Here is a 22,412-nt window from a genome sequence, read left to right as displayed (position 1 = left end):
CCACTGATCAAGTGAGCCTGCTTTCTTTTTTATTTCGTCGATTGTCTTTCTTCAATTCTATGTGGCAATTCAACAATTTGATCTTCTACTTGTTCTTTGTTCATGAGCTTTGTCAAAAGTCTCATCGCAACAGCGCCAATATCATAAGTAGGCTGAACAACTGTTGTCAATTGAGGGCGCACCATGAGGGATAGTCTTGTGTTATCAAAGCCAATCACTTCTAAATCTTCAGGAATTGATACGCCTCTGTCCTGCGCTCCATGAATGACACCTAGCGCCATTTCGTCAGTCGCTGCAATCACAGCCGTCGGCTTGTCAGATTGCTCAAGCAGATTAGCGAGCGCTTCAATACCAGAGTCATATGAGTAGTCTCCTTCAGCAACAAGCGCTTCGTCAAACGCGATACCAGCTTCTTCAAGCGCACGCTTATAACCAGCAAGCTTTCTCATAGAGTTAATTGGTTCTGACATTGGTCCAGATACAAACGCAATTCGTTTATGTCCTTTTTCAACTAATAGCTGAACTGAATCATAAATGGCTTGTTCATAGTTAATGTTGACTGATGGTGTTTGTGCCTGCTCTTCAACAGATGCTGCAAGTACAATTGGTACAGGAGAGCGCTTAAATTCTTCCACATGCACATCTGTAATGTTTCCGCCCATAAAAACGATTCCATCTACTTGTTTGCCAAGCATTGTGTTTAACAAATGAAGTTCTTTATCAGTATTTTGGTCTGAGTTGCTCAAAATAATGTTGTACTTGTACATCGTCGCAATATCTTCAATTCCTCGTGCAAGCTCTGAATAGAAGATACTTGAAATATCAGGGATGATGACCCCAACTGTTGTGGTCTTTTTACTTGCAAGGCCTCGTGCGACTGCGTTTGGACGGTAGCCGAGACGATCAATTGCTTCAAGTACCTTTTTTCTTGTTGTTGGTTTTACGTTTGGATTACCATTAACAACGCGTGATACCGTTGCCATACTTACGTTTGCTTCTCTTGCTACATCATATATTGTAACATTATTCACATAAATCACTCCTTCAAATACACTTCATATCTATAGCATTCACCAATTGGATAGAGACATGTCAGATACGAGGAAAATAATATCCTATTTGTCATTAAAACGATGAAAAGAGACACATAATTTTTCAATCTACATCAAAATGACATTCTTTTATGAAATTATACACGTTTTTTCTTCATATGAAAACGTTCCCTTTCTTTTTATAACTAAATTAAACAAACTTTAATGAGCTTGTTACCTGTAAATTGAATCATATTTCACCAAAAATCGTCGCGAACGTCAGCTATGACAATGATCTTAGCAGATTCTATCGAATTTTAAAAATGAAAACATTGTGAACAAGCATATTTTTAGCTTGCAATGTGCTCTCTTCCTTTCATTGCCAATCTTAATCGTATTTTTTCATGAAAAAACCGCCGGGCTGTCATCCGGCGGCTTTTCTATTTATCATTACGCATGAATGTTGACAAGTGGTCTTAACGCATCTAACCATTTTTCGAATTGTGGAATGTCCATTTGCTGCGCTGAATCAGATAGGGCAACAGATGGATCTGGATGCACTTCTGCCATCACACCGTCTGCTCCAATCGCAAGAGCTGCTTTAGCTGTTGGAAGAAGTAGATCTCTTCGTCCAGTTGAGTGTGTCACGTCAACAAAGACTGGTAAATGTGTCTCTTGTTTCAAGATTGGCACAGCCGAGATATCTAGTGTATTTCTTGTGGCTGTTTCGTATGTGCGGATGCCTCGCTCGCAAAGGATGATTTGGTCATTTCCTTGTGCGATGATGTATTCAGCTGCATTGATGAATTCTGAAATTGTTGCTGCTAGACCGCGTTTTAAAAGAACTGGTTTGTTCACAGAACCGGCTTCTTTTAAAAGCTCGAAGTTTTGCATGTTACGTGCTCCAATTTGGATGACATCGATATGCTCAATCGCTTCTTCAATATGAGCAGGATTCACGATTTCACTAATAACTGCAAGACCGTATTCATCTGCTACACGTTTTAGAATTTTTAGACCGTCTACGCCAAGTCCTTGGAAGTCGTATGGACTTGTGCGAGGCTTAAATGCGCCGCCACGAAGAAGTTTTAGTCCCTGCTGTTTCGCTGCTGCCGCTACTTCTGCAACTTGCTCGTAGCTTTCAACGGCACATGGTCCAACGATGAAACGTTGTTTTCCGTCACCGATCGCTTCTCCATTGATATTTACAATTGTATTTTCAGGTTTTTTCTTACGAGAAACAAGAAGTGCTTTGCTGTGGTCATCTTCTTGAAGCTCTAAACCTGCTTTGAAAATTTCTTTGAAAATATGTTGAATCGTTGAATTTTCAAATGGGCCATCATTTTCTTCAAGAATTTGATTAAGCATTGTGCGCTCTCTGACAGGGTCATAACGGTTGACACCTTGCGCTTCTTTTGCCTTTCCAATTTCTTTTACAATGTTTCCTCTTTCATTGATCAGTTTTAAGATTTGAAGATTTAGTTCATCTGCTTGCTGTCTCAATTGTTCCAATTCATTGTTGCTCATTTTTGTCATCCTTTCCTCTGCCCGCTCTCGCTTTTTATTTTTGATCTCTTATAATAGGGTTTATTATAAACAAAGATTTCGGAATTGTCACGAAAAAATTCTTTATTACCCAAACGCTTTTAAGCGATAAAGTATTATGTGTAAGATTATAGCATACTTTTGATGCAAGTAAACCTTTTTTATAAAAAAAACGTCAGCAATCGCTGACGTTTTTCTACATGTTATGTTCAAGCGCTTCTTTTGTAATGCTTGAGTGAGAAGCATGCCACTTTACTTTGCCACCGCTAAAGATGAGTGCCTGCGGGCTTTCGTGCTTGATCCCTGACTTTTCAGTCACATAGGATGAAAGCTCTCTTGTGTTTTGAATTTGCAAGAAATAAGCAGGAACATCCTCATGTTCTGACGCAAACGCTTCAAACTCTTGAAAAGCAGCTTGGCTGATTGGACATGTCAAACTGTGCTTAAAAAAGACAAAGGTTCCGTCTTGATTCGTTAGTTGATCAAACTGTTCTTCTGTTTCTATGAGTTGTTTAGACATGATGTGCTCCTTCCTAACTTAAGCAGCGAGTTAGCCTTTCGTAGATTGTTCTACTTTTGCTTTGACATCTTTGATGCCGTCTTCAATGTCTGCTTTTGCTTCTTGTGCTCTTACTTTTGCTTCATCTGCTACATCTGAAGCTTCATTTGCAATATTTGCTGCAGCATCTTCTGCTTCGCTTTTTACTTGTTTAGCTTTTCCAGCTGTACGATCTTTTATGTCTTTTACTTTGTCTAAAATCTGGTTTGACTGCTCTGCTACGAGCTGAGACAATTCAGATGTTTTGTCTTTCGCAATCGTCACATATTCAGTGCCTTTTTCCTTTGCATCTGTTGTGAGACGATCTGTTTTTTCTTTTAGGGCATTCGCTTGGGTGTTCAAATCATCGCGAAGCTCTTTCCCTGACTTTGGTGCTAAAAATAATGCCGTTGTTGCACCGATAATGCCACCGATAAGTGTTCCGATCAAAAAGTCTTTGCTATTGATTCCGTCTTTGCTCATGATTATTCCTCCTATGCGAAAATGGTTGATTATTGTTGTTTACGTTGTTTCCATTTTTTATAGATTTCAAGTGCTGCGTTACTCCAGCTTACCACATCCGTGACTTTCTCCTGATTTCGTTCAACGGATGAAGAAACCGCACCAGCTGCCTGCTTTATGCTTGTATTAAATTGGTTGATCGAGCCGCCAATTCCCTGCACCGCATCCACAACTGTGTTAAGTTTTGCCGATTTGTCTTGAATATCTTCAGCAAGCTGATTGGTCTTATGTAGCAACTGTGCTGTCTCTGTGGTGATGCCTTGCATCTGTCCTTCAAGACCTTCTAAAGTTGATGCGACATTCTTTAATGTCAGCTGTAAGGATTTCAATGTTTTGGACAAGTAGATGACAAGAATGAGGAAAGCGATTGCGATGAGTGCAACGCTTAAATAGAGAATAATAATCATCTGATACCTCCTTTGCTGCGGGCATATTCAATTCAATACCCTCTCGTTGTATCATTCAAACATCGCCTAGAATGACCGATTGAATAATAATTCTACACTTATTCGCCAATTCCTGTCCACAGCGAACGAAAAAAAGCGGCACATCTTGTCACATTTAGCCCCTTTGTCACATTTTATTCAAAATAAAAAGCGCCGATTGAATCGGCACTTTTTGACAGGCAATTATACTGCGACTTTCTCATAAGCACGAAGATACTTTTGAATATCTCCTGCTCCCATAAAGACCAAGATCGCATTTTCATGTGCTTTCAGCACAGATGTCTCTTCTTCTTCAATCAATTGGGCTTGCGGAATTTTTTCCCGCAAATCTTCAATGCTTAGTTTCCCAATGTTTTCACGAGCTGAACCGAAAATATCACAGAGGTATACATAGTCTGCTTTTTTCAGACTGTCCGCAAATTCACTTAAAAATTGCTGTGTACGAGTGAAAGTGTGCGGCTGGAAGACTGCTACAATATCACGGTCTGGATACTTCTGGCGAGCTGCTTCGATCGTGACTTCAATTTCAGTCGGATGGTGCGCATAATCGTCAATTAAGACTTGTTCACCGACTACTTTTTCATTAAAGCGTCGTTTCACACCTCCAAATGTCGTTAAAGCACCTTTGATGAGCTCTACATCAATGGCCTCATAGTGGCATAATGCAATGACCGCTAATGAGTTAAGGACATTGTGGTTTCCGTAAGCAGGAATGTAGAAGGTATCATAAAACGTATTACGTACAAATACATCAAATGTCGTGCCTTCTGTGTTTTTCACAACATTTCGTGCTTGGAAATCATTTTCTTCATTGAATCCGTAGTACACAACAGGTACTTTTGCTTGGATCTTGAGCAGATGCTCGTCATCACCGCAAGCGATGATGGCTTTTTTCACTTGAAGTGCCATGTTTTGAAACGCATCAAACACGTCATCAATATCCGTGAAATAATCAGGGTGATCAAAATCAATATTGGTCATGATCGCATAGTCTGGATGGTAGCTGAGGAAATGCCTGCGGTATTCGCACGCTTCAAATACAAAATACTCGCTGTTTTCTTTCCCCATTCCAGATCCATCACCGATTAAGTAGGAAGTTGGTTTTGCCGCTTGCATCACATGTGCAAGCAGACCTGTTGTCGATGTTTTACCATGAGCACCCGTAATTGCAACGTTTGTGAATGAATCCATGTATTCTCCAAGAAATTTATGATAACGAATAACAGGAATCCCTTCAGAAAGAGCACGCTCAATCTCAGGGTGTGTATCTGGGAATGCATTTCCTGCAATCACCGTCATCCCTGGCTGAATATTATCTGGGTCAAATGGAAGAATTTTAATATTTCGTTCTTCTAATGCTTTTTGTGTAAAGATATGTTTTTCGATATCCGATCCTTGGACAGTATACCCAGTATCATGAAGAATTTGGGCCAGTGGACTCATACCTGTCCCTTTTATTCCAACAAAATGATAAACAGTCATAATTGTACCTCCAACAAACGTCTATCTGACTTACAGTATATGACGCTCATTTCAATTTGCAACTTGTGATTTTTGTCTCTAGCTGATCACAAATCGCAGCTCCAAATAAAGATTTTTTTCCGATCTTCCTATTCTAATCAATATTAACTATGATTAGTATCCGACAACTTTCCCATTTCTAACACCTGCTTTCGCTCATTTTCATTAAAAAGCGTTCAGACAGGCATGCGAAAAGCGTCCAATTCAAAAATTGCACCTATGTGCTATCATACCATGTTTATCAAAAAAATGAAGTGGTTTGTTTAGATCAATTGTTCTAAGTCACTCAGTGTCATGAGGACCTCTCTTGGCTTACTGCCTTTTGCCCCAGAGATCATTCCTTCACGTTCCATCATATCAATCAATCTTGCTGCTCGATTGTAGCCAATTCTAAATCTTCTTTGCAAACTGGATGTACTTGCACTATTTTGCTCGATGGCGAACCGGCATGCGTCCATAAACAATTCATCTTCGTCTGTAATGGCAGAGCCTTGGAGCATCAATTCTTCCTGTTCAAAAAGGAACACAGGTTTGCGCTGTTTTCTCACATGCGCTACCACTTCATCAATCTCTCGATCTGATACAAAGTTCCCTTGTAGTCTTGTCGGTTTGCCAGAGCCATTTTCTAAGAACAGCATGTCTCCTTTTCCGAGAAGCTTTTCAGCACCTGCCATATCAATGATCGTTCTTGAATCCACTTGGCTTGAAACAGAGAAAGCAATTCTTGTTGGGATGTTTGCTTTAATGAGGCCTGTAATGACATCAACAGAAGGTCTTTGCGTCGCAATGAGTAAGTGAATCCCGCATGCTCTTGCTTTTTGGGCAATTCGGCAAATGCTTTCTTCGACTTCATTTGGTGCGACCATCATTAAATCAGCCAGCTCATCAATGACAACGACGAGATATGGCAGTTTTTCACCCATTTGTTTTTCTTTCACCAGTTCGTTAAATCGTTTGATTTCTCTCACACCAGAGTGTGCAAACAGTTCGTAGCGTCTTTCCATTTCATCTACTACCCATTTCAAAGCAGCTGTTGCTGTCTTGGCATCAGTAATAACCGGGCTCACAAGATGCGGAATGTGATTATACGGTGCCAGTTCGACCATTTTAGGGTCGATTAACAGCATTTTCACTTCATCAGGTGAGGCTTTAAACATCAGGCTCACGAGAATGGTATTAATACAGACACTTTTCCCTGAACCTGTTGCTCCGGCAATTAAGCCGTGCGGCATTTTTTGCAAATCAACCACAACGGGCTGACCGGAAATATCCAATCCGAGTGCCGCCGTTAATGGAGATGGATTGTCTCTGAAGGCACTGCTTCTGATCATTTCTCTTAAGAAAACCATTTTACTGTGAAGGTTCGGCACTTCGATTCCAATCGTGTTCTTCCCAGGAATCGGCGCTTCGATTCGAATATCTTTTGCAGACAAACTGAGTTTGATATCATCTGACAGGTTTGTAATTTTGTTCACTTTCACGCCTGGTTCAGGATGTACTTCAAATCTTGTAACAGAAGGACCTTGCGTCACATGAACAACACTTGCTCTGACATTGAAGTTTTTCAGTGTGGCATTGAGCAGTTCTGCCCGTTCTTTCACCCATGTTCCGTCCTCTTCTTTTTGTGCTGGCGGAACGTCTAGAAGAGCTAAACTCGGAAATACATAGCCTTGTGCATCTGCCGTTTTCTTCTGTCCTTGCACGCGCTGATCACTTTTTAACATCATGACGTTAAAAGGAACGGTGGAGGTTTGACCGCTTGAGTGCTTTGGCTGTGGAGAAGACGGTTTTGGTTCTTCACGATTCGGTGCTTCTCGTTTTACTTCGGGCGTTTCTTCATGCTGCTCTGCCATATCCGCGGCGATCTCTGCTTGTCCAGAGTCAGCGAATTCATCTGATGCTTCTTCAACTGGCATGACTTCATCATCTGTTATTTCTTCTTCCGGCATAGAATCATCATCTTGCGAATCCTGTATGATCACCGGTTCTTCATGTTCAAATGCTGCCGCTGACACGTCTGCTTGACTTTCTTCTATCCATGCAGACTCTGTTGTTTCCTCCATAGCCTCTATGTTCTTCTCTTCCAGCATCGCAGTTTCTTCTACTGGGCTTTCTATCTCCATGTCGAGAGCTGGTGATGCGCTTTCAGCTGTTTCAAATGTAAAGCTCTCTTTTTTCTCAGCATCATCTTCAAGCGGAATCATCGGCTCTTCTTGTTCAATGGTGACTGCCTGTTCTTGCTCCATCTCTAGAGGCTCGTTAGATGCTTCAGCTTGCTCCATATGTAAGAATGCTTCCCGATCGTCTTTGGTCTGTGACAAAGCTTGATCTTGATCCTCTGTCTCACTGAAAGGCTCGTCATATAAACGTTCCATCGTTGATTGAACGTGATCTTGATAAGCGAGTTCCTCTTGCAAAGTAAGCGGCGTCGTGACAGGTTGCTTCTGTACTTGTTCTTCTGTTTGGGCTGACATCATGTCTTCCAACCGTTGTTCTTTTCGTATAGACGGGATGTTCATTTGCTGTCTTACATTCCGTTCACGCTCTGCTTCTTCTGATAACAGTGTGACACGCTGTGACGTTTCTTCTGCCGATTTCATTTTGACAGAAGATGTGTCTTCTTTGGCTGCTGCATGTTTTGGACGCATATCCTGGTGGTAGCCATAGATGGGTGAAGGGATTTGCTCTGGTTTAAAAGGCTTTTTATTGAGATCAGGCTGCACCGTTTGTTTTGGCTGATAGGTCGTCTGCTTTGCCTTTGGCTGACTTGGCCGCGTGCGCCTTCTTTCTTGCTGCTTTGCTGCCTCACGTGCAGGTTCATCTGGAACGAGAGGAAAGCGGAAATTGCCTTTTGGATATTCATAATACACTTTCGTATCTTCAACTTTTTTATATTCTTTATGCTGTTCAACAGCTGGCTGCTTTGGTGCAATCGGACCTGTTTCAGGCCTCTCAGCTTTTTCTTCTTTTTTTTCTTCTCCTAAAAATACACTAAAAAATTTATCTAACCAACTCATCATTTATCACTCACTTTAACTCCCCTTACGTTTTCTTGGGCGATTTTTAGTATACCATTGCTTTTTCATGCAGAAAAGCAAGAAAAGTGCTACGCTTTGCTGTTCATGCTGTCTGTAGATGAAAAAAAGTCACTAAGTACGTACTTAGTGACTTTTGGTATAACACATTCTTCGCTCATTTGTACCCGTTTATGGGAGGTTACGCTTCAAATGGTTCGCCAGCTTGGCGGCTTCCTTCTAGAACAAGGATTCCTTTTTCAGCAGGCGCATTCGGAAGATCTAATTCTTTTGCAGAACAAATCATTCCGCTTGAAGGAACACCTCTTAGTTCAGCATCTTTGATCACCAAACCGCTTGGCATCACAGCACCGACCTTTGCAACCACAACATATTGACCTTGATCAACGTTTGGTGCACCGCACACGATTTGTAAGGTTTCATCGCCAACATCTACTTGGCAAATGTTCAGTTTATCTGCATTCGGATGTTTTTCTTTTTCCTTCACATAACCGACCACAAACTTAGGTGATAGATCAACTGTTAATGTTTCACTGACACCGTTGCGGTTCAAAATTTCATTGATATCTTGAACAAGCGTTTCAGAAAGCGGTACAGATCCGTTTTCTTCAATTTTCATGTAAGTAGATGCATTGAAAATATTAAAACCTGTTGTTTCTTTTGTGTCTTGATTGAAGATTCTTACGACATCTCCAAACGTTTCATGACCTACTTCTTCTCTTGTTACATCTTTTAATGAAATAAGGAGTGTGTCGCCGACACCTTCTGCATTATAAAAAACGTTCATTCTTCAAAATTCCCTTCTACTGCTGTTTTGGTCTGCTTTTCGCAAGAATAAAGATCGGTTCAAGCTTGCCTTCGTCATATAAAAATGACAAGGCGGTAATCGGAACCGTGCCGCTGGCGAAGAAGCTCATCGACATTTGCCCTAAAATATCATAGCCTGATTCATTGCGTACATCTGCAATGATGAACACATCTTGATGGGGAACGGAAATAGCCATTTGCCCCTCTACTTTTTGCGCGTATTCTTGTAAAATCGATTCATTTAAAATTCTGCTTGCATCGTACCCGTCGTTTGCACGGAAGAAATAAAAACGGTTGCCCGCCACTTCATCCATTTTCACGACAGTCTTTAGTGACCGGACGTTAAAACTTGCGGTTTCTCTGATTCGTTCTTTAGTCCAGTTTTCCTTTTGCAGCATCTTCTCGTCAATTAATCTGTAGGTGCTTCCAAGGTCAAGTGCATAGTAGATTCTTGTCTCTGCTGTATGCTCATCAAAAACGAGCGGAATCTCATCACTTGATGTTTCTGGAAAGGACGTTGAACGAATGACCGGATAAATGTGCTTCTCTTTACCTGAGATGTGCTGCGCTTCACCTTTCATAGCGCTGAGCGCCTCTTTCACATAATAAACGATCTCATCCAGTGTTTCATCAGGCTTTACTTCCCACTTTGCAATAATCGGTGGGAGCTCAAGCGTGATACCCTTTCCTGTATGTTTATCTTCCACACGAAGCGTATCTTTTTCCCTGTCAAACTGGTGGGTCCAGCTGTCGTTCGTCAGACGGCTTTTCAATTGATTGGCAAGCTGTCTTGATGTCATTTTCGCCATGATAAGACCCTCCTTTCGTTATTTAGAAAGAGAATCTGTTAAAAATGCTTCAATCTCTTCCTTTGTCTTACGATCTTTGCTGACAAAACGGTTGATCTCTTGTCCGTTTTTAAAGACTAAAAAGCTTGGAATTCCGTAAATTTCCCACTCTGCACAAGTATCGATGAACTGATCTCTATCCACATAGAAGTATTCAAATTCTGGATAGTTTGCTTCAAGCTCTGGCAAAAACGGCTCAATAAATGTGCAGTCCGGGCACCAGTCAGCTGAAAATAGTAATACGGTTAAGTCTTCTTGAATCACTTTTTGTAATTCTTCGTTTGATTCAATTTTTTTCATGTTTGATTCCTCCAGTTTGTATACTTAAATCTCCGAATTGTATATAGCCTTTCTTTCTCATCCATTCTGATACTACCAAACTAATCACTGCCGGGCCAACGATATGCAAAAGAGCAATTGCGAGGAAAACGGATGGATGAAATCCCATGACTGTGAGTGTCATGAGCTGGCCGACAAGACCGCTCGTTCCCATACCCGCTCCTGCCGCATTATTGACCATCCCAAAGCCAATAATACCAATTGGCGCAAGGATCAGTCCTGCAATCGTCGGCGGAATGAGAATGAGCGGATTTTTCACAATGTTCGGCAGCTGTAGTTTTGATGTTCCAATGCCTACCGCAGCAAGACCGCCAAAACGATTTTCTCTAAATCCTGCAGCAGCAAAGCCGACCATCTGCGCACAGCAGCCAATCGTTGCCGCACCAGCAGCAAGACCGCTTAAATCAAGCATCAGCGCAAGCGCAGCACTTGAAATCGGTGAGCTAAGAGCAAGTCCAACAATGGTTGCAACCAGCATGCCCATGATGAGTGGACTTTGGTCAGTCCCCCATACGATCAGCCTGCCGAGCCCTGTCATCACCGCCTGAATCCCAGGGCCGATGAAAGCAGCGGTGAGAAAACCTGTGATAATCGTAACAAGCGGCGTTAAAATAATATCAATTCTTGTCTCACCACTGATCAGTTTGCCTAATTCCACACCAATGAGAGCAGCCACGAAGCTTCCAGCAGGTCCCCCAAGCTCTGCTCCAGCGGCACCTGAAACAACACTTGCGAAAATAATTAAAGGAGAAGCGTTTAAGCGATAAGCAACCGCTACGCCAATTGCTGGTCCCATCAGCCCCATTGCGAGCGTTCCCATTTCCACGATGAGAGGAAATGATAACAGGCCGCCTGCTGTTTTTAAAATCAGCCCTACCACTAATGTAGCAAATAGACCTAAAGCCATATAAGAGAGTGCATCAATAAAATACACCTTTGGCGAAAGGGAAATACCCTTTCTTTTTAAATAAGTCATCAACGTCGTCTTCCTGCTTTCTCATAGGAAAGACGAAGAGGCCTGTCCTTCCCATTATATGTAGTCTTCTTACGATGAAAAATAGTCTCTACCATGAATATCATAATCATATTTTTTTTGCTTTATCAAGCACTTCTTGTGTAACATGAAAAGAAACAGGGCAAACCTTTACTAAGTTTGTGCACAAGGAGGAAATTGTTATGCAATTAACGGTTTATTTAGCTGGAGAAATTCACAGCCAGTGGCGCGATGAAATTAAGGAAAAAAGCCAGTCTTTGAAACTGCCAGTGACGTTTGTTGGTCCAATGGAGAATCATGACCGATCAGATAACATCGGAGAAGATATTTTAGGCGGACAGCCAAATGCCATCTTGAAAGACGATGCGGCTTCTGATTTGAACAATTTCCGCACCGAACTATTATTAAATAAGGCAGACGTCGTCATCGCCCGCTTTGGTGAGAAATATAAACAGTGGAACACGGCAATGGATGCTTCTTCTGCCATCGCCAAAGGAAAACCCCTTATTTTGATTCGTCCTAAAGAATTACATCATCCCCTAAAGGAACTATCAAACAAAGCAAATATCACTGTCGAAACAGTGAATCAAGCAATTAAGGCGTTGTCATACGTGTTTGAACAAGAATAAGAAAAAGGCTGTGCTCTTAATGAGGCAGCCTTTTTCTTATCGTTTACACTTGTTGATAAATCGAATCCACCGTGCTTTGATCACAATTTTTCACAAGACGAACAATTAATTCTTTTGCCGCTGCATAATCATCCACATGCAAGACAGAGTGACTTGTATGAATGTAACGCGCACATACACCAATAACAGCAGATGGTACACCTTGATTTGAGATATGAACACGTCCAGCATCCGTACCGCCTGGCGATACGAAATATTGATATGGAATATTGTTTGTTTCGGCTGTATCGAGGACAAATTCTCTCATGCCTCGGTGCGTAATCATCGTGCGATCATAAATACGAAGAAGTGCACCTTTTCCAAGCTGGCCAAATTGTGATTTGTCTCCCGTCACATCATTTGCGGGACTCGCATCTAGAGCAAAGAACAGATCAGGCTGAATCATATTCGCAGCTACCTCAGCCCCTCTGAGCCCTACTTCCTCTTGGACGGTTGCGCCTGAATATAGCTGACATGAAAGAGCTTCGTCTTTTAATTCTTTCAATAATTCAATGGCAAGTCCGCACCCATAGCGGTTATCCCAAGCTTTGGCTAAAATCTTTTTCGGATTGGCCATTGGGGTAAAGACCGTTGCAGGAACGATTTGCTGCCCTGGGCGAACGCCAAGCTCTTTCGCTTCTTCTTCACTGTCTGCACCAATATCAATCAGCATATCTGACGGTTTTACTGGTTTGCTTTTTTGTTCTGGTGTCAGAAGATGAGGAGGTGTGCTCGATACAACGCCCGGAATTGGCCCGTGATCCGTATGAACATCCACACGCTGCGCAAGCATCACTTGACTCCACCAGCCGCCAAGTGTTTGAAAACGAATCATTCCATTTTTCGTAATGGATGACACCATAAAGCCGACTTCATCCATATGACCAGCCACCATAATCTTCGGCGCGTTCTCTGGGCCTTTGCGGACACCAAACACTCCGCCAAGACGATCCTGTATGAGTTCATCGGAATATTTCTCAAGTTCCTTTTTCATAAAAGCACGCACATGGTGCTCATTACCTGGAGTCCCTTGTAATTCTGTTAAATTTCGGAAAAGCGACATTGTTTCTTCGTTCATTTGACAGTTACCCTCATTTCTATGTAATGACCATATAAATTCCTATAAAAATAACACTCACTTTATACTATAAGAATTCTTTCGGTTTTCCAAGTATCTCTCCAGAAATTTTGAATATGCTTTCAAGTATTCGGATTTCTTAACATCGCTGGACAAGTTTTGTATAATGGAAAAAACAGCAATACGGAGGTGCAGCACGTTGAAGTTAAAACATGTTCTGATTGGTGCGAGTATTGGCGTAGCCGCTGCAATTGTTGCAAAGAAAGTCTTTTTCCCGACGTATATCTCGTCTGAAAAAGCGTTAAAAATTGTGAAATCCGCTTTTAAACAGCGCGGCCCGATTGATGGCTCTTGGATTTATACTGTACCAGAACCGTATACCGTAAATGGTGAAACGATTGATGTGTACAAATCTGGCATTACACGCTCCGCCTTTGGCGAGCTGGAACAGTATGAAGTCATGATTGATGCAAAAACAGGCATGATCGTTGATGTCATTGATTCTGTTGCTTAATAAGAAAGCTTCGCAAAGACAAGTCCTTGCGAAGCTTTTTTTAGATGGCTTTGATTTTTTTGTATACAGGGTGCCACATGGCGTCTTGCACAGCCTGAATGAGATCATGAGGGGTTTCTTCCGCAATTCCTTCGTCAATCGCTGCTTGTGCCACACGGACAGCCACTGTCGCTGAAACTGTTCTGAGCTGATCAACACTTGGGAGCATCGCAGCACCCGGTTTTCCGACATTGACCATGCTCGCAATCGCTTCAGCACTCGCAACAAACATGCTGTCTGTCATGAGGCGGGCTTTACACACAATCGTTCCAAGACCAAGCCCTGGAAACACAAGGGCATTATTTGCCTGCCCAATTTCATATGTCACACCACCATATTCAACCGGATCAAACGGGCTTCCCGTTGTGACAAGCGCACGTCCTTCTGTCCATTCAATGAGATCTTCCGGCTTTGCCTCTGAAAGAGGTGTCGGGTTAGACATCGGTAAAATCGCTGGCCGCTCTACATGTGACGCCATTTCTTTCACTATTTCCTCTGTAAATGCCCCACCTACAGTTGAGGTACCAATTAAGATCGTAGGTTTCGCCTGCTTCACGACCTCTAACAAATCAATTGAATGCTTTGGACCATTACGTGCATAATCCTTCACTTCATCAGAACGTCTTGCATACGGCTTTTGGAATGGCTGAATGTCAGGTGAATCATCTGTGAGCAATCCCGTTTTATCAATACACCAGAAATGATCATATGATTCCTCTTCTTTGACACCATCTCGCACGATGGCATCACGAATTTGCTCGGCTATACCAATCCCTGCTGTACCTGCTCCAAAGATCACGATTCGGTGATCTTTCAGCGGAACCTTCGATGCTTTTGCACAAGCCAGAACGGCAGCAAGTGAGACGGCTCCAGTTCCTTGAATATCATCATTAAACGTACAAATACGGTCCTTATATTTTTCCAAAATGGCGCGCGCATTTTTTGTACCGAAGTCTTCCCAGTGAAGAAGTGCATTTGGAAAAGTCGCACGGGCAAGCTCAACATATTGATCAATAAACTGATCATAGCGCTCTCCTCGAACGCGGGAGTGCTGATTTCCCACATAAAGCGGATCATTTAAAAGGCTTTCCTGGTTGGTCCCAGCATCAAGCACCACTGCCAGCACACGGCTAGGATCAATCCCTGCTGCGGCTGTATAAACAGCCAGCTTCCCGACTGAAATGGCAATTCCGCCAACACCCCAGTCGCCGATGCCTAAAATTCCTTCTGCATCTGTTGCGACAATGAGATCAATTGATTCATCCACTCCGTAAGATGCAAAAATTTCTTCCATTCCTTCTAGGTCATCAATGGATAAATAAATTCCTCTTGGCTTTCTATACTCGTGGCTGTAACGCTGAATCGCTGTTCCTACGGTCGGTGTGTAAACAATCGGCAGCATTTCTGCCAAATGCTCATTTAATAATTTATAAAAGAGCACTTCATTTCTGTCATGAAGCGCAGTTAAATAGACATTTTTCCCAAGTGCATCTGGCTGTGCTTTGAACTGTTCATATGCACGCTTTGCTTGATCTTCTAGTGTTAACACCTTCGGCGGCAGAAATCCCTTTAACCCAAGCTCTTCCCGCTCTTCCTTTGTAAATGCGACTCCTTTGTTTAAATAAGGGACAGACATGACTTCGATCCCTCTTAACGGTGTCTCGATGACATCACCATGTACACGATAAAATTGATTCACCTGCACTCTTCCTTTCACAAGTTCATTTTGTCGTTATTTTGTGTGAAAGGCGAAAAAACATACAGATGATCTTTTATCTTCCGGTTTCTCTTTTGACCTCATGGGTCATTGCCCCGTCTTCATCCCACTTTACAGCACGGTAGATGGCATCATGATAAAACAAGTACCATGCATTGTTTTCTTCGGCAAATGCCTGCCATTTTTGCTTCGCTGGGATCGAGGTCATTGGATAATCATCGTATGCCAAGACCCAAAGCGGGTTTTTATGAGCGTGTGTCGGCATGATATCCGCTAAATGAATAGCTGTTTCTCCCTGACTTGTGAGCGTTAAGATGCTATGCCCATTGCTATGTCCACCTGTATGATGCAGGCGAATGCCTTCTGTTACTTCGATGCTATCTTCAAATGTCATGACTTGATCGGCAACAGGCTCCCAGTTTTCTTTCCAATATGTATTTCTTGAGCGGATGTTCGGTGCTCTCATTTCGTCCCATTCAATTTTGGACGTGATGATTTTTGCCTGCTGAAAAACAGACACGAGCTCATCGCCTTCACGTTTTGTCAGCCCGCTTGCATGATCAAAATGCAAATGAGTCATTAAGACGTAATCTATATCAGATGGGCGCAAACCGAGAGCCGCAAGTGATTCTTCTATTTTCGTTTCCTCTGTGACGCCATAATTGCGTTTTTGTTTCTCTGTCAGCTTCCCTGATCCGATGCCGGAATCTACTAACAGATGAAGACCGTTCCACCGTATGAGCATTGGATCACACCGTAATTCAATTTGATTTCGATCATTCACAGGGTATTTTTTTGACCATAATGGCTTTGGCACCACGCCAAACATGGCACCGCCATCCATGTGTGTATCTCCCCCATTTAACCAGAACAGTTCCATTTCACCTATTTTCATTGTCTCCATTGCTGTCATCCCTCCTTTTTCTATCGTAGCAAATACAAAGGAAAATCGCATGTGCTAATCTTTTTATCAAAAAAAGCTGACCGCAATCGTTCGTTGCAGCCAGCTTTGTTCGCTTGTTATTCAGGGAATTTCACTTCTGATCGATAGATCGGTTGTCCCATGGAAGAGAATTTCTCTTCATATTCTGTCATGACATTTCCTTCGAGGCCATCCTCATGTAAATCAAGGCTCACATACGTTAAAAGGAGTCCGTAAGACGAAAAGCTTTTCAAGGAATATTCAAATAGTCCGCGGTTATCGGTTTTGAAATGTAATTCACCGCCTGGACGGAGGATCTGTTCATATCGCTTTAAAAAGGCTTTAAACGTCAACCTACGTTTTTCATGCCTTGATTTTGGCCACGGATCAGAGAAGTTTAAATACACCCGGTCAATCTCATTTTCCGCAAAGACATCTGTCAGTGTCTCTGCGTTGATGTTCAGAAGCTTTACGTTTTCTACATCTGTTTCTTTGATTTTATCGACTGCCGTCACAATGACACTTTTAAATAATTCAATGCCGATATAGTTTATCTCAGGATGAAGCTTGCCCATTCCGGCAATAAAGCTCCCTTTTCCTGTACCGACTTCGATATGGATTGGATGATCATTTCCAAACAGCTCATGCCATTTCCCTTTGTATTGTTCAGGGTTGGCTAAAGCAATATGAGCATTTTCAGCTAAGTAATCATCCGCCCACGGTTTATGTCGCATTCTCAATTTGATACACCTCTATTTTCTTTACATTTTATCAAGATACCATGAAACATAAAGAGCCGCAAGACAGCAACTTATCCGCACATATGAAAAAGACCAGCTGCTATTTGGGCTGGTCTGCTTCATGTATAAAATCAAAGCTGAATGCACAGTTTAACCACATAAATGACACGCTTGAAAGGAGCATACGTATGGGATTAAACCGCCAACATCAGCTTCAATTAATCAAAGATATTTTAACTGATCACCAGCTGGATTGCTGCGGGACTGTTGCAGAATATGAACAGGTGGGACGCGTGATTCAATTAATGCTGGCAAAAGAAGATTTGGATGCTGACGTTCGTCAGCTACTAACCGATATTTATGATTACAGCCAAAAAGGCACCTCTGTCAGTTCAATTGATGCACATATCGAAGCGCATCAATCTCATCTATCTAACTGGGTCGAGAACATTCCACTGTCTTAATGGATGTTTAACCGTTTTAAGAGTGCATGTAGCTCGGCTTGCACTTCTTTTTGCGCCTTTTCATTTCCTTTTCTTTTATGCCAAACGACAAACGAGACAGTTTCAGCCAGCACATACCATGCCATGCGTTTTCGCAAGTTGTCGGTCAGCGGAGCACCATACATAGAGAGCCAGCTTTCCCAGTTCTCTTCTTCAACATAATGGTATAAGAGCGGTCCAAGATCAATCGCTGGATCTGCAATCATTGCCCCGTCCCAATCAATTAAATAGAGCTGATTTTCATCTGTCAGCAGCCAATTATTATGGTTGAGGTCACAATGGCATACGACCTTATCCTCGAAATGAACTGCGTCCACATGTTTCTCTAAATACTGGATGGCGCGCGTGATATCATGTGAGTCAATCTGCTCTTTTAAGATCGATGCCTTGAGATGCATCAAGATCGATGCCGGGTCAAGCGAGTGCTTTTCTAATCGTTTCAGCATATCGAGCAGCTCTTTTGATGTATGAATTTTTCTTAGCTGCTCCGCTACAGGACGGTCATTCATGTCCTTTGGCTTCAGCTCTCTGCCGCTCAGCCAGTGCTGTGCAGTGATGACATCCCCATTTTCCATTCGTTTTGTCCAGACAAGCTTCGGCACAATGCCTTCAGCTGACAAAACCGCAAGAAACGGTGACGTATTGCGTTTTAAAAATAGCTTTTGGTCATTGTGTGTTGCGAAGTACGCATCTCCCGTAGCGCCTCCAGCAGGAGAGATGTGCCATTCGCTACCTAATATTTGTCCCAACCAGTTCATATCAATTTTCAACCCATCATTTCTTAAAATATTTTAAATCATGCTTTTTTAGTCGACAAAATTCAGCCGATTGAGATCAATTGGCTGTTTATTTTTTATTTATATGATCATAAAAACAAAAAGGACAGCTATTGAGAATGAGATGCTAAACAATAGCCGTCCTTTAGATTTTATCGCTACCTTCTTATACTCGTCAAGCAAAACTAGAAAAACAGGACAAGAACCTTATGAAAAGGGAAGTCTTTTTTCATGTTTCTTTTGCTCGTGCGCACACTGGCTGCTTCTTAGCCACGTAATTTTAACGATCGCTCACTAGCCTTAACAAACACTGGAGTGGCGCCAATCACTTCTCCATCGGCGTGAAATAAGATTTTTTCATCTGCCTCCAAGTAGGCTTCTTCATGCTGAAAAAGGGTGACTCCCTCCATTACAAGGTGCTTTTTAAAAACCATTGCACTTAAAAATAAGAGAACTTTCAATGGATTCAAATCCGTGACAACGAGCGTTTGAAATCCTGATTGCCTCGCACTCGCTTCCGGCGCTGCTTCCAGCCCGCCCCCATAGTAAGGGTGATTACATACGATCACAAACCACACTTGGCGAAAAACTTTTCTCTCATTTTCAATAAAAAGAGCAAGGTCAAACGGTTTGAATGACCATAACGAATGTAGAAAAGACAGCGGGTAGATGATAAACCCGAGTTTGAGTCGGTTGAGCCACTTTTTCCCTCTAAAATGGACCGTTCTCTTCAAGACATGCGCATCAAACCCAACACCAATATGATTGAGAAAAAAAACAGATTGCGGACTTTCTGCATGATCTTGAAAGGAACCGAGAGAAAATGTTTTCGTCAGCATCCTCTTTTGTTTTCTCACTTCTTTGATCACATCATGACGCTGGATGCCCAGCCCCTTCGCAGCATCATTCCAATGACCTGCTGGGACAAAGCTTAGCTGCACATGATCGATTTCTTTTAAACCATTTAGCACTTCATGAATTGTGCCGTCACCGCCAATGACGATCAACCGTTTCAATCTGTCGTCTTGCATAGCGCTAATCTGTCTCGCCAAAACTTCGGCATGTCCTTCATGCTGGGTAAGAAACGATCTGTAGGAGATCTCTACCTTTTGTAATTCTTTCTCTATGCTTCTCCAAGTGCGGAGTCCTTTTCCTTGTCCTGCTGCTGGATTGACGATAAAGTACCATTCATTCATATATTAGCTCCACTCAGGTCTCATTTTTTGGTGACCTTGATATGCCTTTAATCGAGCCATTCCTGCCTTCTCTTGCTGTCTGATTCACCGTAAGCGAGCAATGCCTTTGTCGCTTTGAATTGCTGGTGCTTTGTCGGCGCGGTGTTTTTCCGCTGCTTGTCAAACCAATCCTCCGCTTTCTTCTTATCGACAACCTCCATCCCGAATGGAACTTCGGGCAAATCAATATACGAGGTGCGGCTGATGAGGATTTTTTTCACAGGAAGCTCTACACCACTTTGCTGTAAAATTTTTGACACAACAGTTCCAGAGCGAAGAAGGCTTGCACAAGGGTTTAAAACGGATTGAACAGCTTTTCCCGTCGCCCGCTTTTCCCAAAAACGTTCCTTCGATCCAATATATACGCTGTCTGGCTCTGCTTCTAAGAATGATAAACAGATGACTTCAAGCGGTGTAATGAGCACTGGACACAATTCCATCTCAGCTTTTTGAATGAGCAGCACCGGCTTGTACATCACAAAATAAGAATCTGGCAGCTGCCTTGCAAGCATCCGCAGCTTTTCATCATAGCGAATGTGATGGGAGACAGTTGAAATATGAGAAATCGTCGAGCTGGCCCATTTTAACTGAACATCGTAAAGATGATCTTTAAAAAAGTGAATCAGCTTCGCTTCATCGGTAGGAACGTTTGTAAAAACACCTTGTTCTATATCTGTTGGCTCGTTAAAAAGACTCAGGTCCCGTTCCTTTTTCATATCGGCTTCTTTTTGCTTTCTTTTTAAGGAGAATTTCTTTCTCTTTTCTTCCTCTTGTTCAGGTGCTTGCTCGGTGGCTTGGTCAGCCTGCTTTTGCACCTGCTCTTTTGAAGCCTTTTTTAACTCGTCCCATCTTTGTTTTTTCAACCGAATAAACTGATTGATGTAATGATGCGGGTCTTGTTCATATCGTGATATATAATCTTGGATTTTAATAATTTGCGCCATCTGCTGCTCACTCCAACCTCTAGAATCATTTATGTAGTGTAAATTGTTTGATCGCGTGATAACGCGGGGTTTCTTTTAGACGGATTTCAAATAAAGCGATACTAGAAACCTCCATCGAATATGGTTCTTTCCGTAAGGGTGCTTGTTCTATATAGGACTGTTCTCTATTCCATTTGCGCGCAATCGTCATATGTGGATGAAAGGGTCTCTTTTCGACAGGATGACCTGCTGTCAAAACGGCTGCTTTCACTTTTTCTCTTAGATCCATCAAAGGCTTACTTTCACTAGGCTTTGCAAAAAAGACTCTCGGCCGCTCCTTTTGGCCAAATATCCCTACTTCATTCAGCTTCAGCGGGAAAGCAGACACCTCAGGAGACAGCTGTGCAAGTAGCTCAGAAATCTTATTTAAACGGCCCTCTGGAATCGCACCTAAAAACACAAGGGTGACATGATAATCAATGGGTGCTGTCCATTTTTGAAAGGATAGTCCGCTCCTCTTGTCTATATCCGCTTTCATTTGATACGCGAGTTGTTCAGGGATTGGAATCCCGATAAAATAATGACGGCTTTCGGCCATATTTTCACCTGTCCTTTTTAACAAACTTTACGAATCCCCATTGATGATAGTATAACTAAAGTAATGCGGAATGAGAAGAAAGGGTGTCACATGATGAAGGTTGCACAAAATATAGCTGAATTAATAGGTCATACACCACTTGTAAAATTACAGCGCCTTCAGCCAGAACATGGCGCTGCTGTTTATTTAAAACTGGAATCATTTAATCCTAGCGGAAGTGTAAAAGATCGGGCTGCTTACAATATGATCCTTGAGGCAGAAAAACAAGGAAAGCTCACAAAAGGGGCAACGATTATTGAACCAACGAGCGGGAATACAGGAATTGGCTTAGCGATGAACGCTGCTGCAAGAGGCTACAAAGCCATTCTGATCATGCCTGATACGATGACCCAAGAAAGAATCAATATTTTAAAGGCATACGGCGCACAGGTCGTTTTAACCCCAGGGGAGGAAAAAATGCCAGGCTGTATTCGCAAGGCAGAAGAATTAGCTGCTCAAATTCCTAACAGCTTTATTCCCATGCAATTTGACAACGGTGCGAACCCCGATGCTCATAGAGGGACAACGGCTGTAGAAATTATCGATGCAGTGCAACAGATCGGGCAGCCGCTTGCCGCTTTTGTCGCAACTGCTGGAACGGGCGGAACCATTACAGGCACTGGAGAGGAACTCAAAAAAGCATTCCCGGAATTGACGATACATGTGGCAGAGCCAAAGGGGTCTCCTGTTTTATCAGGCGGGAAACCTGGCAAACATAAGCTTGTTGGCACAAGTCCAGGATTTATCCCACATATTTTAAACGAACAGGTGTATGATGAGATTGTGCAAGTGAGTGATGAAGATGCTTACGACATCACACGAAAGCTCGCCCGTCTTGAAGGTATTTTAGTCGGTCCATCATCTGGTGCGGCATGCTATGCAGCGATTGAAGCAGCCAAGCAAATGCCAAAGGATCACATTGTCATTTGTATGACAGCAGACACGGGTGAACGTTATTTATCAAGTGATGTGTTTCAAGATTAAAAAAGGAACAGGGCGTATGCTCCTGTTCCTTTTTCTTCGTTTCATATGAA

General features: G+C 42.4%; 23 protein-coding genes. 4 read left to right on the top strand and 19 right to left on the bottom strand.

The genetic code is table 11. The annotated features are described in order from the left end of the window. Window positions 1–29: 29 nt before the first annotated feature. The 11 genes from ccpA to ASG46_RS18065 form a co-directional block, all read right to left on the bottom strand. A complete protein-coding gene (gene ccpA, locus ASG46_RS18115) occupies window positions 30–1,031 on the bottom strand; it encodes a catabolite control protein A (RefSeq protein ID WP_008343056.1) in 1,002 nt (333 codons plus the stop codon). A 450-nt stretch (window positions 1,032–1,481) separates the two neighbouring features. Next, the gene (locus ASG46_RS18110) at window positions 1,482–2,558 is read right to left on the bottom strand and encodes a bifunctional 3-deoxy-7-phosphoheptulonate synthase/chorismate mutase (RefSeq protein ID WP_017358315.1); all 1,077 of its coding nucleotides are present in this window, start codon (window positions 2,556–2,558) and stop codon (window positions 1,482–1,484) included. A 214-nt stretch (window positions 2,559–2,772) separates the two neighbouring features. After that, window positions 2,773–3,096 carry a bacillithiol system redox-active protein YtxJ gene (gene ytxJ / locus ASG46_RS18105; protein ID WP_007501805.1) on the bottom strand — a complete coding sequence of 108 codons (324 nt, stop codon included), beginning with the start codon at window positions 3,094–3,096 and terminating at the stop codon, window positions 2,773–2,775. A 30-nt stretch (window positions 3,097–3,126) separates the two neighbouring features. Next, a complete protein-coding gene (locus ASG46_RS18100; protein WP_017358316.1) occupies window positions 3,127–3,597 on the bottom strand; it encodes a YtxH domain-containing protein in 471 nt (156 codons plus the stop codon). A 29-nt stretch (window positions 3,598–3,626) separates the two neighbouring features. After that, complete coding sequence (locus ASG46_RS18095; RefSeq protein ID WP_017367864.1) at window positions 3,627–4,043, bottom strand: DUF948 domain-containing protein; 417 nt, start codon at window positions 4,041–4,043, stop codon at window positions 3,627–3,629. Window positions 4,044–4,265: 222 nt separating this feature from the next. Next, window positions 4,266–5,564 carry a UDP-N-acetylmuramate--L-alanine ligase gene (murC, locus tag ASG46_RS18090; RefSeq protein ID WP_008343047.1) on the bottom strand — a complete coding sequence of 433 codons (1,299 nt, stop codon included), beginning with the start codon at window positions 5,562–5,564 and terminating at the stop codon, window positions 4,266–4,268. A 302-nt stretch (window positions 5,565–5,866) separates the two neighbouring features. Next, window positions 5,867–8,623, bottom strand: a complete 2,757-nt coding sequence (locus ASG46_RS18085; protein ID WP_056705492.1) for a DNA translocase FtsK — start codon at window positions 8,621–8,623, stop codon at window positions 5,867–5,869. A 196-nt stretch (window positions 8,624–8,819) separates the two neighbouring features. Next, complete coding sequence (gene ytpR / locus ASG46_RS18080; RefSeq protein ID WP_007501813.1) at window positions 8,820–9,425, bottom strand: YtpR family tRNA-binding protein; 606 nt, start codon at window positions 9,423–9,425, stop codon at window positions 8,820–8,822. A gap of 16 nt (window positions 9,426–9,441) precedes the next feature. Further along, complete coding sequence (locus tag ASG46_RS18075) at window positions 9,442–10,254, bottom strand: DUF1444 domain-containing protein (protein ID WP_008343044.1); 813 nt, start codon at window positions 10,252–10,254, stop codon at window positions 9,442–9,444. Window positions 10,255–10,272: 18 nt separating this feature from the next. Beyond that, entirely contained in the window at window positions 10,273–10,593 is a 321-nt protein-coding gene (locus ASG46_RS18070; RefSeq protein ID WP_003217665.1) for a thioredoxin family protein, read from the bottom strand. Beyond that, window positions 10,580–11,608: a PTS transporter subunit IIC gene (locus ASG46_RS18065; RefSeq protein ID WP_019743715.1), complete on the bottom strand. Its 1,029-nt coding sequence runs from the start codon at window positions 11,606–11,608 to the stop codon at window positions 10,580–10,582. Before ASG46_RS18065 ends, ASG46_RS18070 begins: the two co-directional genes overlap by 14 nt. Before the next feature lie 200 nt (window positions 11,609–11,808). Between ASG46_RS18065 and ASG46_RS18060 the strand changes: the two genes are divergently transcribed. Continuing rightward, on the top strand, window positions 11,809–12,255 hold the full coding sequence (locus ASG46_RS18060) for a YtoQ family protein (RefSeq protein WP_007501817.1): 447 nt from the start codon (window positions 11,809–11,811) through the stop codon (window positions 12,253–12,255). 43 nt (window positions 12,256–12,298) lie between these two features. Here the strand turns inward: ASG46_RS18060 and ASG46_RS18055 are convergent, their stop codons facing one another. Further along, window positions 12,299–13,372: a M42 family metallopeptidase gene (locus tag ASG46_RS18055; RefSeq protein ID WP_017358321.1), complete on the bottom strand. Its 1,074-nt coding sequence runs from the start codon at window positions 13,370–13,372 to the stop codon at window positions 12,299–12,301. Window positions 13,373–13,571: 199 nt separating this feature from the next. On the opposite strand from ASG46_RS18055, the gene ASG46_RS18050 reads away from it, so the two are divergent. Next, window positions 13,572–13,886, top strand: coding sequence for a PepSY domain-containing protein (locus ASG46_RS18050; protein ID WP_003217759.1), 315 nt, complete (start codon window positions 13,572–13,574; stop codon window positions 13,884–13,886). A 40-nt stretch (window positions 13,887–13,926) separates the two neighbouring features. On the opposite strand, the gene ASG46_RS18045 is transcribed toward ASG46_RS18050, so the two are convergent. The 3 genes from ASG46_RS18045 to trmB all read right to left on the bottom strand — a co-directional run bounded on the left by ASG46_RS18045 (window position 13,927) and on the right by trmB (window position 17,304). Then, complete coding sequence (locus ASG46_RS18045; protein ID WP_056705489.1) at window positions 13,927–15,624, bottom strand: NAD-dependent malic enzyme; 1,698 nt, start codon at window positions 15,622–15,624, stop codon at window positions 13,927–13,929. Between the two features lie 73 nt (window positions 15,625–15,697). Then, window positions 15,698–16,546, bottom strand: a complete 849-nt coding sequence (locus ASG46_RS18040) for a YtnP family quorum-quenching lactonase (protein WP_035391091.1) — start codon at window positions 16,544–16,546, stop codon at window positions 15,698–15,700. Between the two features lie 116 nt (window positions 16,547–16,662). Further along, window positions 16,663–17,304, bottom strand: a complete 642-nt coding sequence (gene trmB / locus ASG46_RS18035) for a tRNA (guanosine(46)-N7)-methyltransferase TrmB (protein ID WP_025207815.1) — start codon at window positions 17,302–17,304, stop codon at window positions 16,663–16,665. Window positions 17,305–17,492: 188 nt separating this feature from the next. Between trmB and ASG46_RS18030 the strand changes: the two genes are divergently transcribed. After that, entirely contained in the window at window positions 17,493–17,768 is a 276-nt protein-coding gene (locus tag ASG46_RS18030) for a YtzH-like family protein (protein WP_017358323.1), read from the top strand. Here the strand turns inward: ASG46_RS18030 and ASG46_RS18025 are convergent. The 4 genes from ASG46_RS18025 to thpR form a co-directional block, all read right to left on the bottom strand. Continuing rightward, complete coding sequence (locus ASG46_RS18025; protein ID WP_026050132.1) at window positions 17,765–18,565, bottom strand: phosphotransferase family protein; 801 nt, start codon at window positions 18,563–18,565, stop codon at window positions 17,765–17,767. The two genes, ASG46_RS18030 and ASG46_RS18025, sit on opposite strands and share 4 nt — an antisense overlap. A 284-nt stretch (window positions 18,566–18,849) precedes the next feature. Further along, the gene (locus ASG46_RS18020; RefSeq protein ID WP_050827575.1) at window positions 18,850–19,779 is read right to left on the bottom strand and encodes a YegS/Rv2252/BmrU family lipid kinase; all 930 of its coding nucleotides are present in this window, start codon (window positions 19,777–19,779) and stop codon (window positions 18,850–18,852) included. A gap of 47 nt (window positions 19,780–19,826) precedes the next feature. Then, window positions 19,827–20,762, bottom strand: coding sequence for a hypothetical protein (locus tag ASG46_RS18015; protein ID WP_056705485.1), 936 nt, complete (start codon window positions 20,760–20,762; stop codon window positions 19,827–19,829). 25 nt (window positions 20,763–20,787) lie between these two features. Beyond that, window positions 20,788–21,339 (bottom strand): RNA 2',3'-cyclic phosphodiesterase, encoded by a 552-nt coding sequence (thpR, locus tag ASG46_RS18010; RefSeq protein WP_056705564.1) that lies wholly within the window; start codon window positions 21,337–21,339, stop codon window positions 20,788–20,790. Window positions 21,340–21,432: 93 nt separating this feature from the next. Between thpR and cysK the strand changes: the two genes are divergently transcribed. After that, window positions 21,433–22,362: a cysteine synthase A gene (gene cysK / locus ASG46_RS18005; protein WP_056705481.1), complete on the top strand. Its 930-nt coding sequence runs from the start codon at window positions 21,433–21,435 to the stop codon at window positions 22,360–22,362. Window positions 22,363–22,412 lie beyond the last annotated feature (50 nt).

Source organism: Bacillus sp. Leaf49 (assembly GCF_001426125.1).
Classification (GTDB): domain Bacteria; phylum Bacillota; class Bacilli; order Bacillales; family Bacillaceae; genus Bacillus; species Bacillus altitudinis.
Note: the sequence above shows the minus strand (reverse complement) of the source record. Positions and strands in the feature narration are given on the sequence as shown.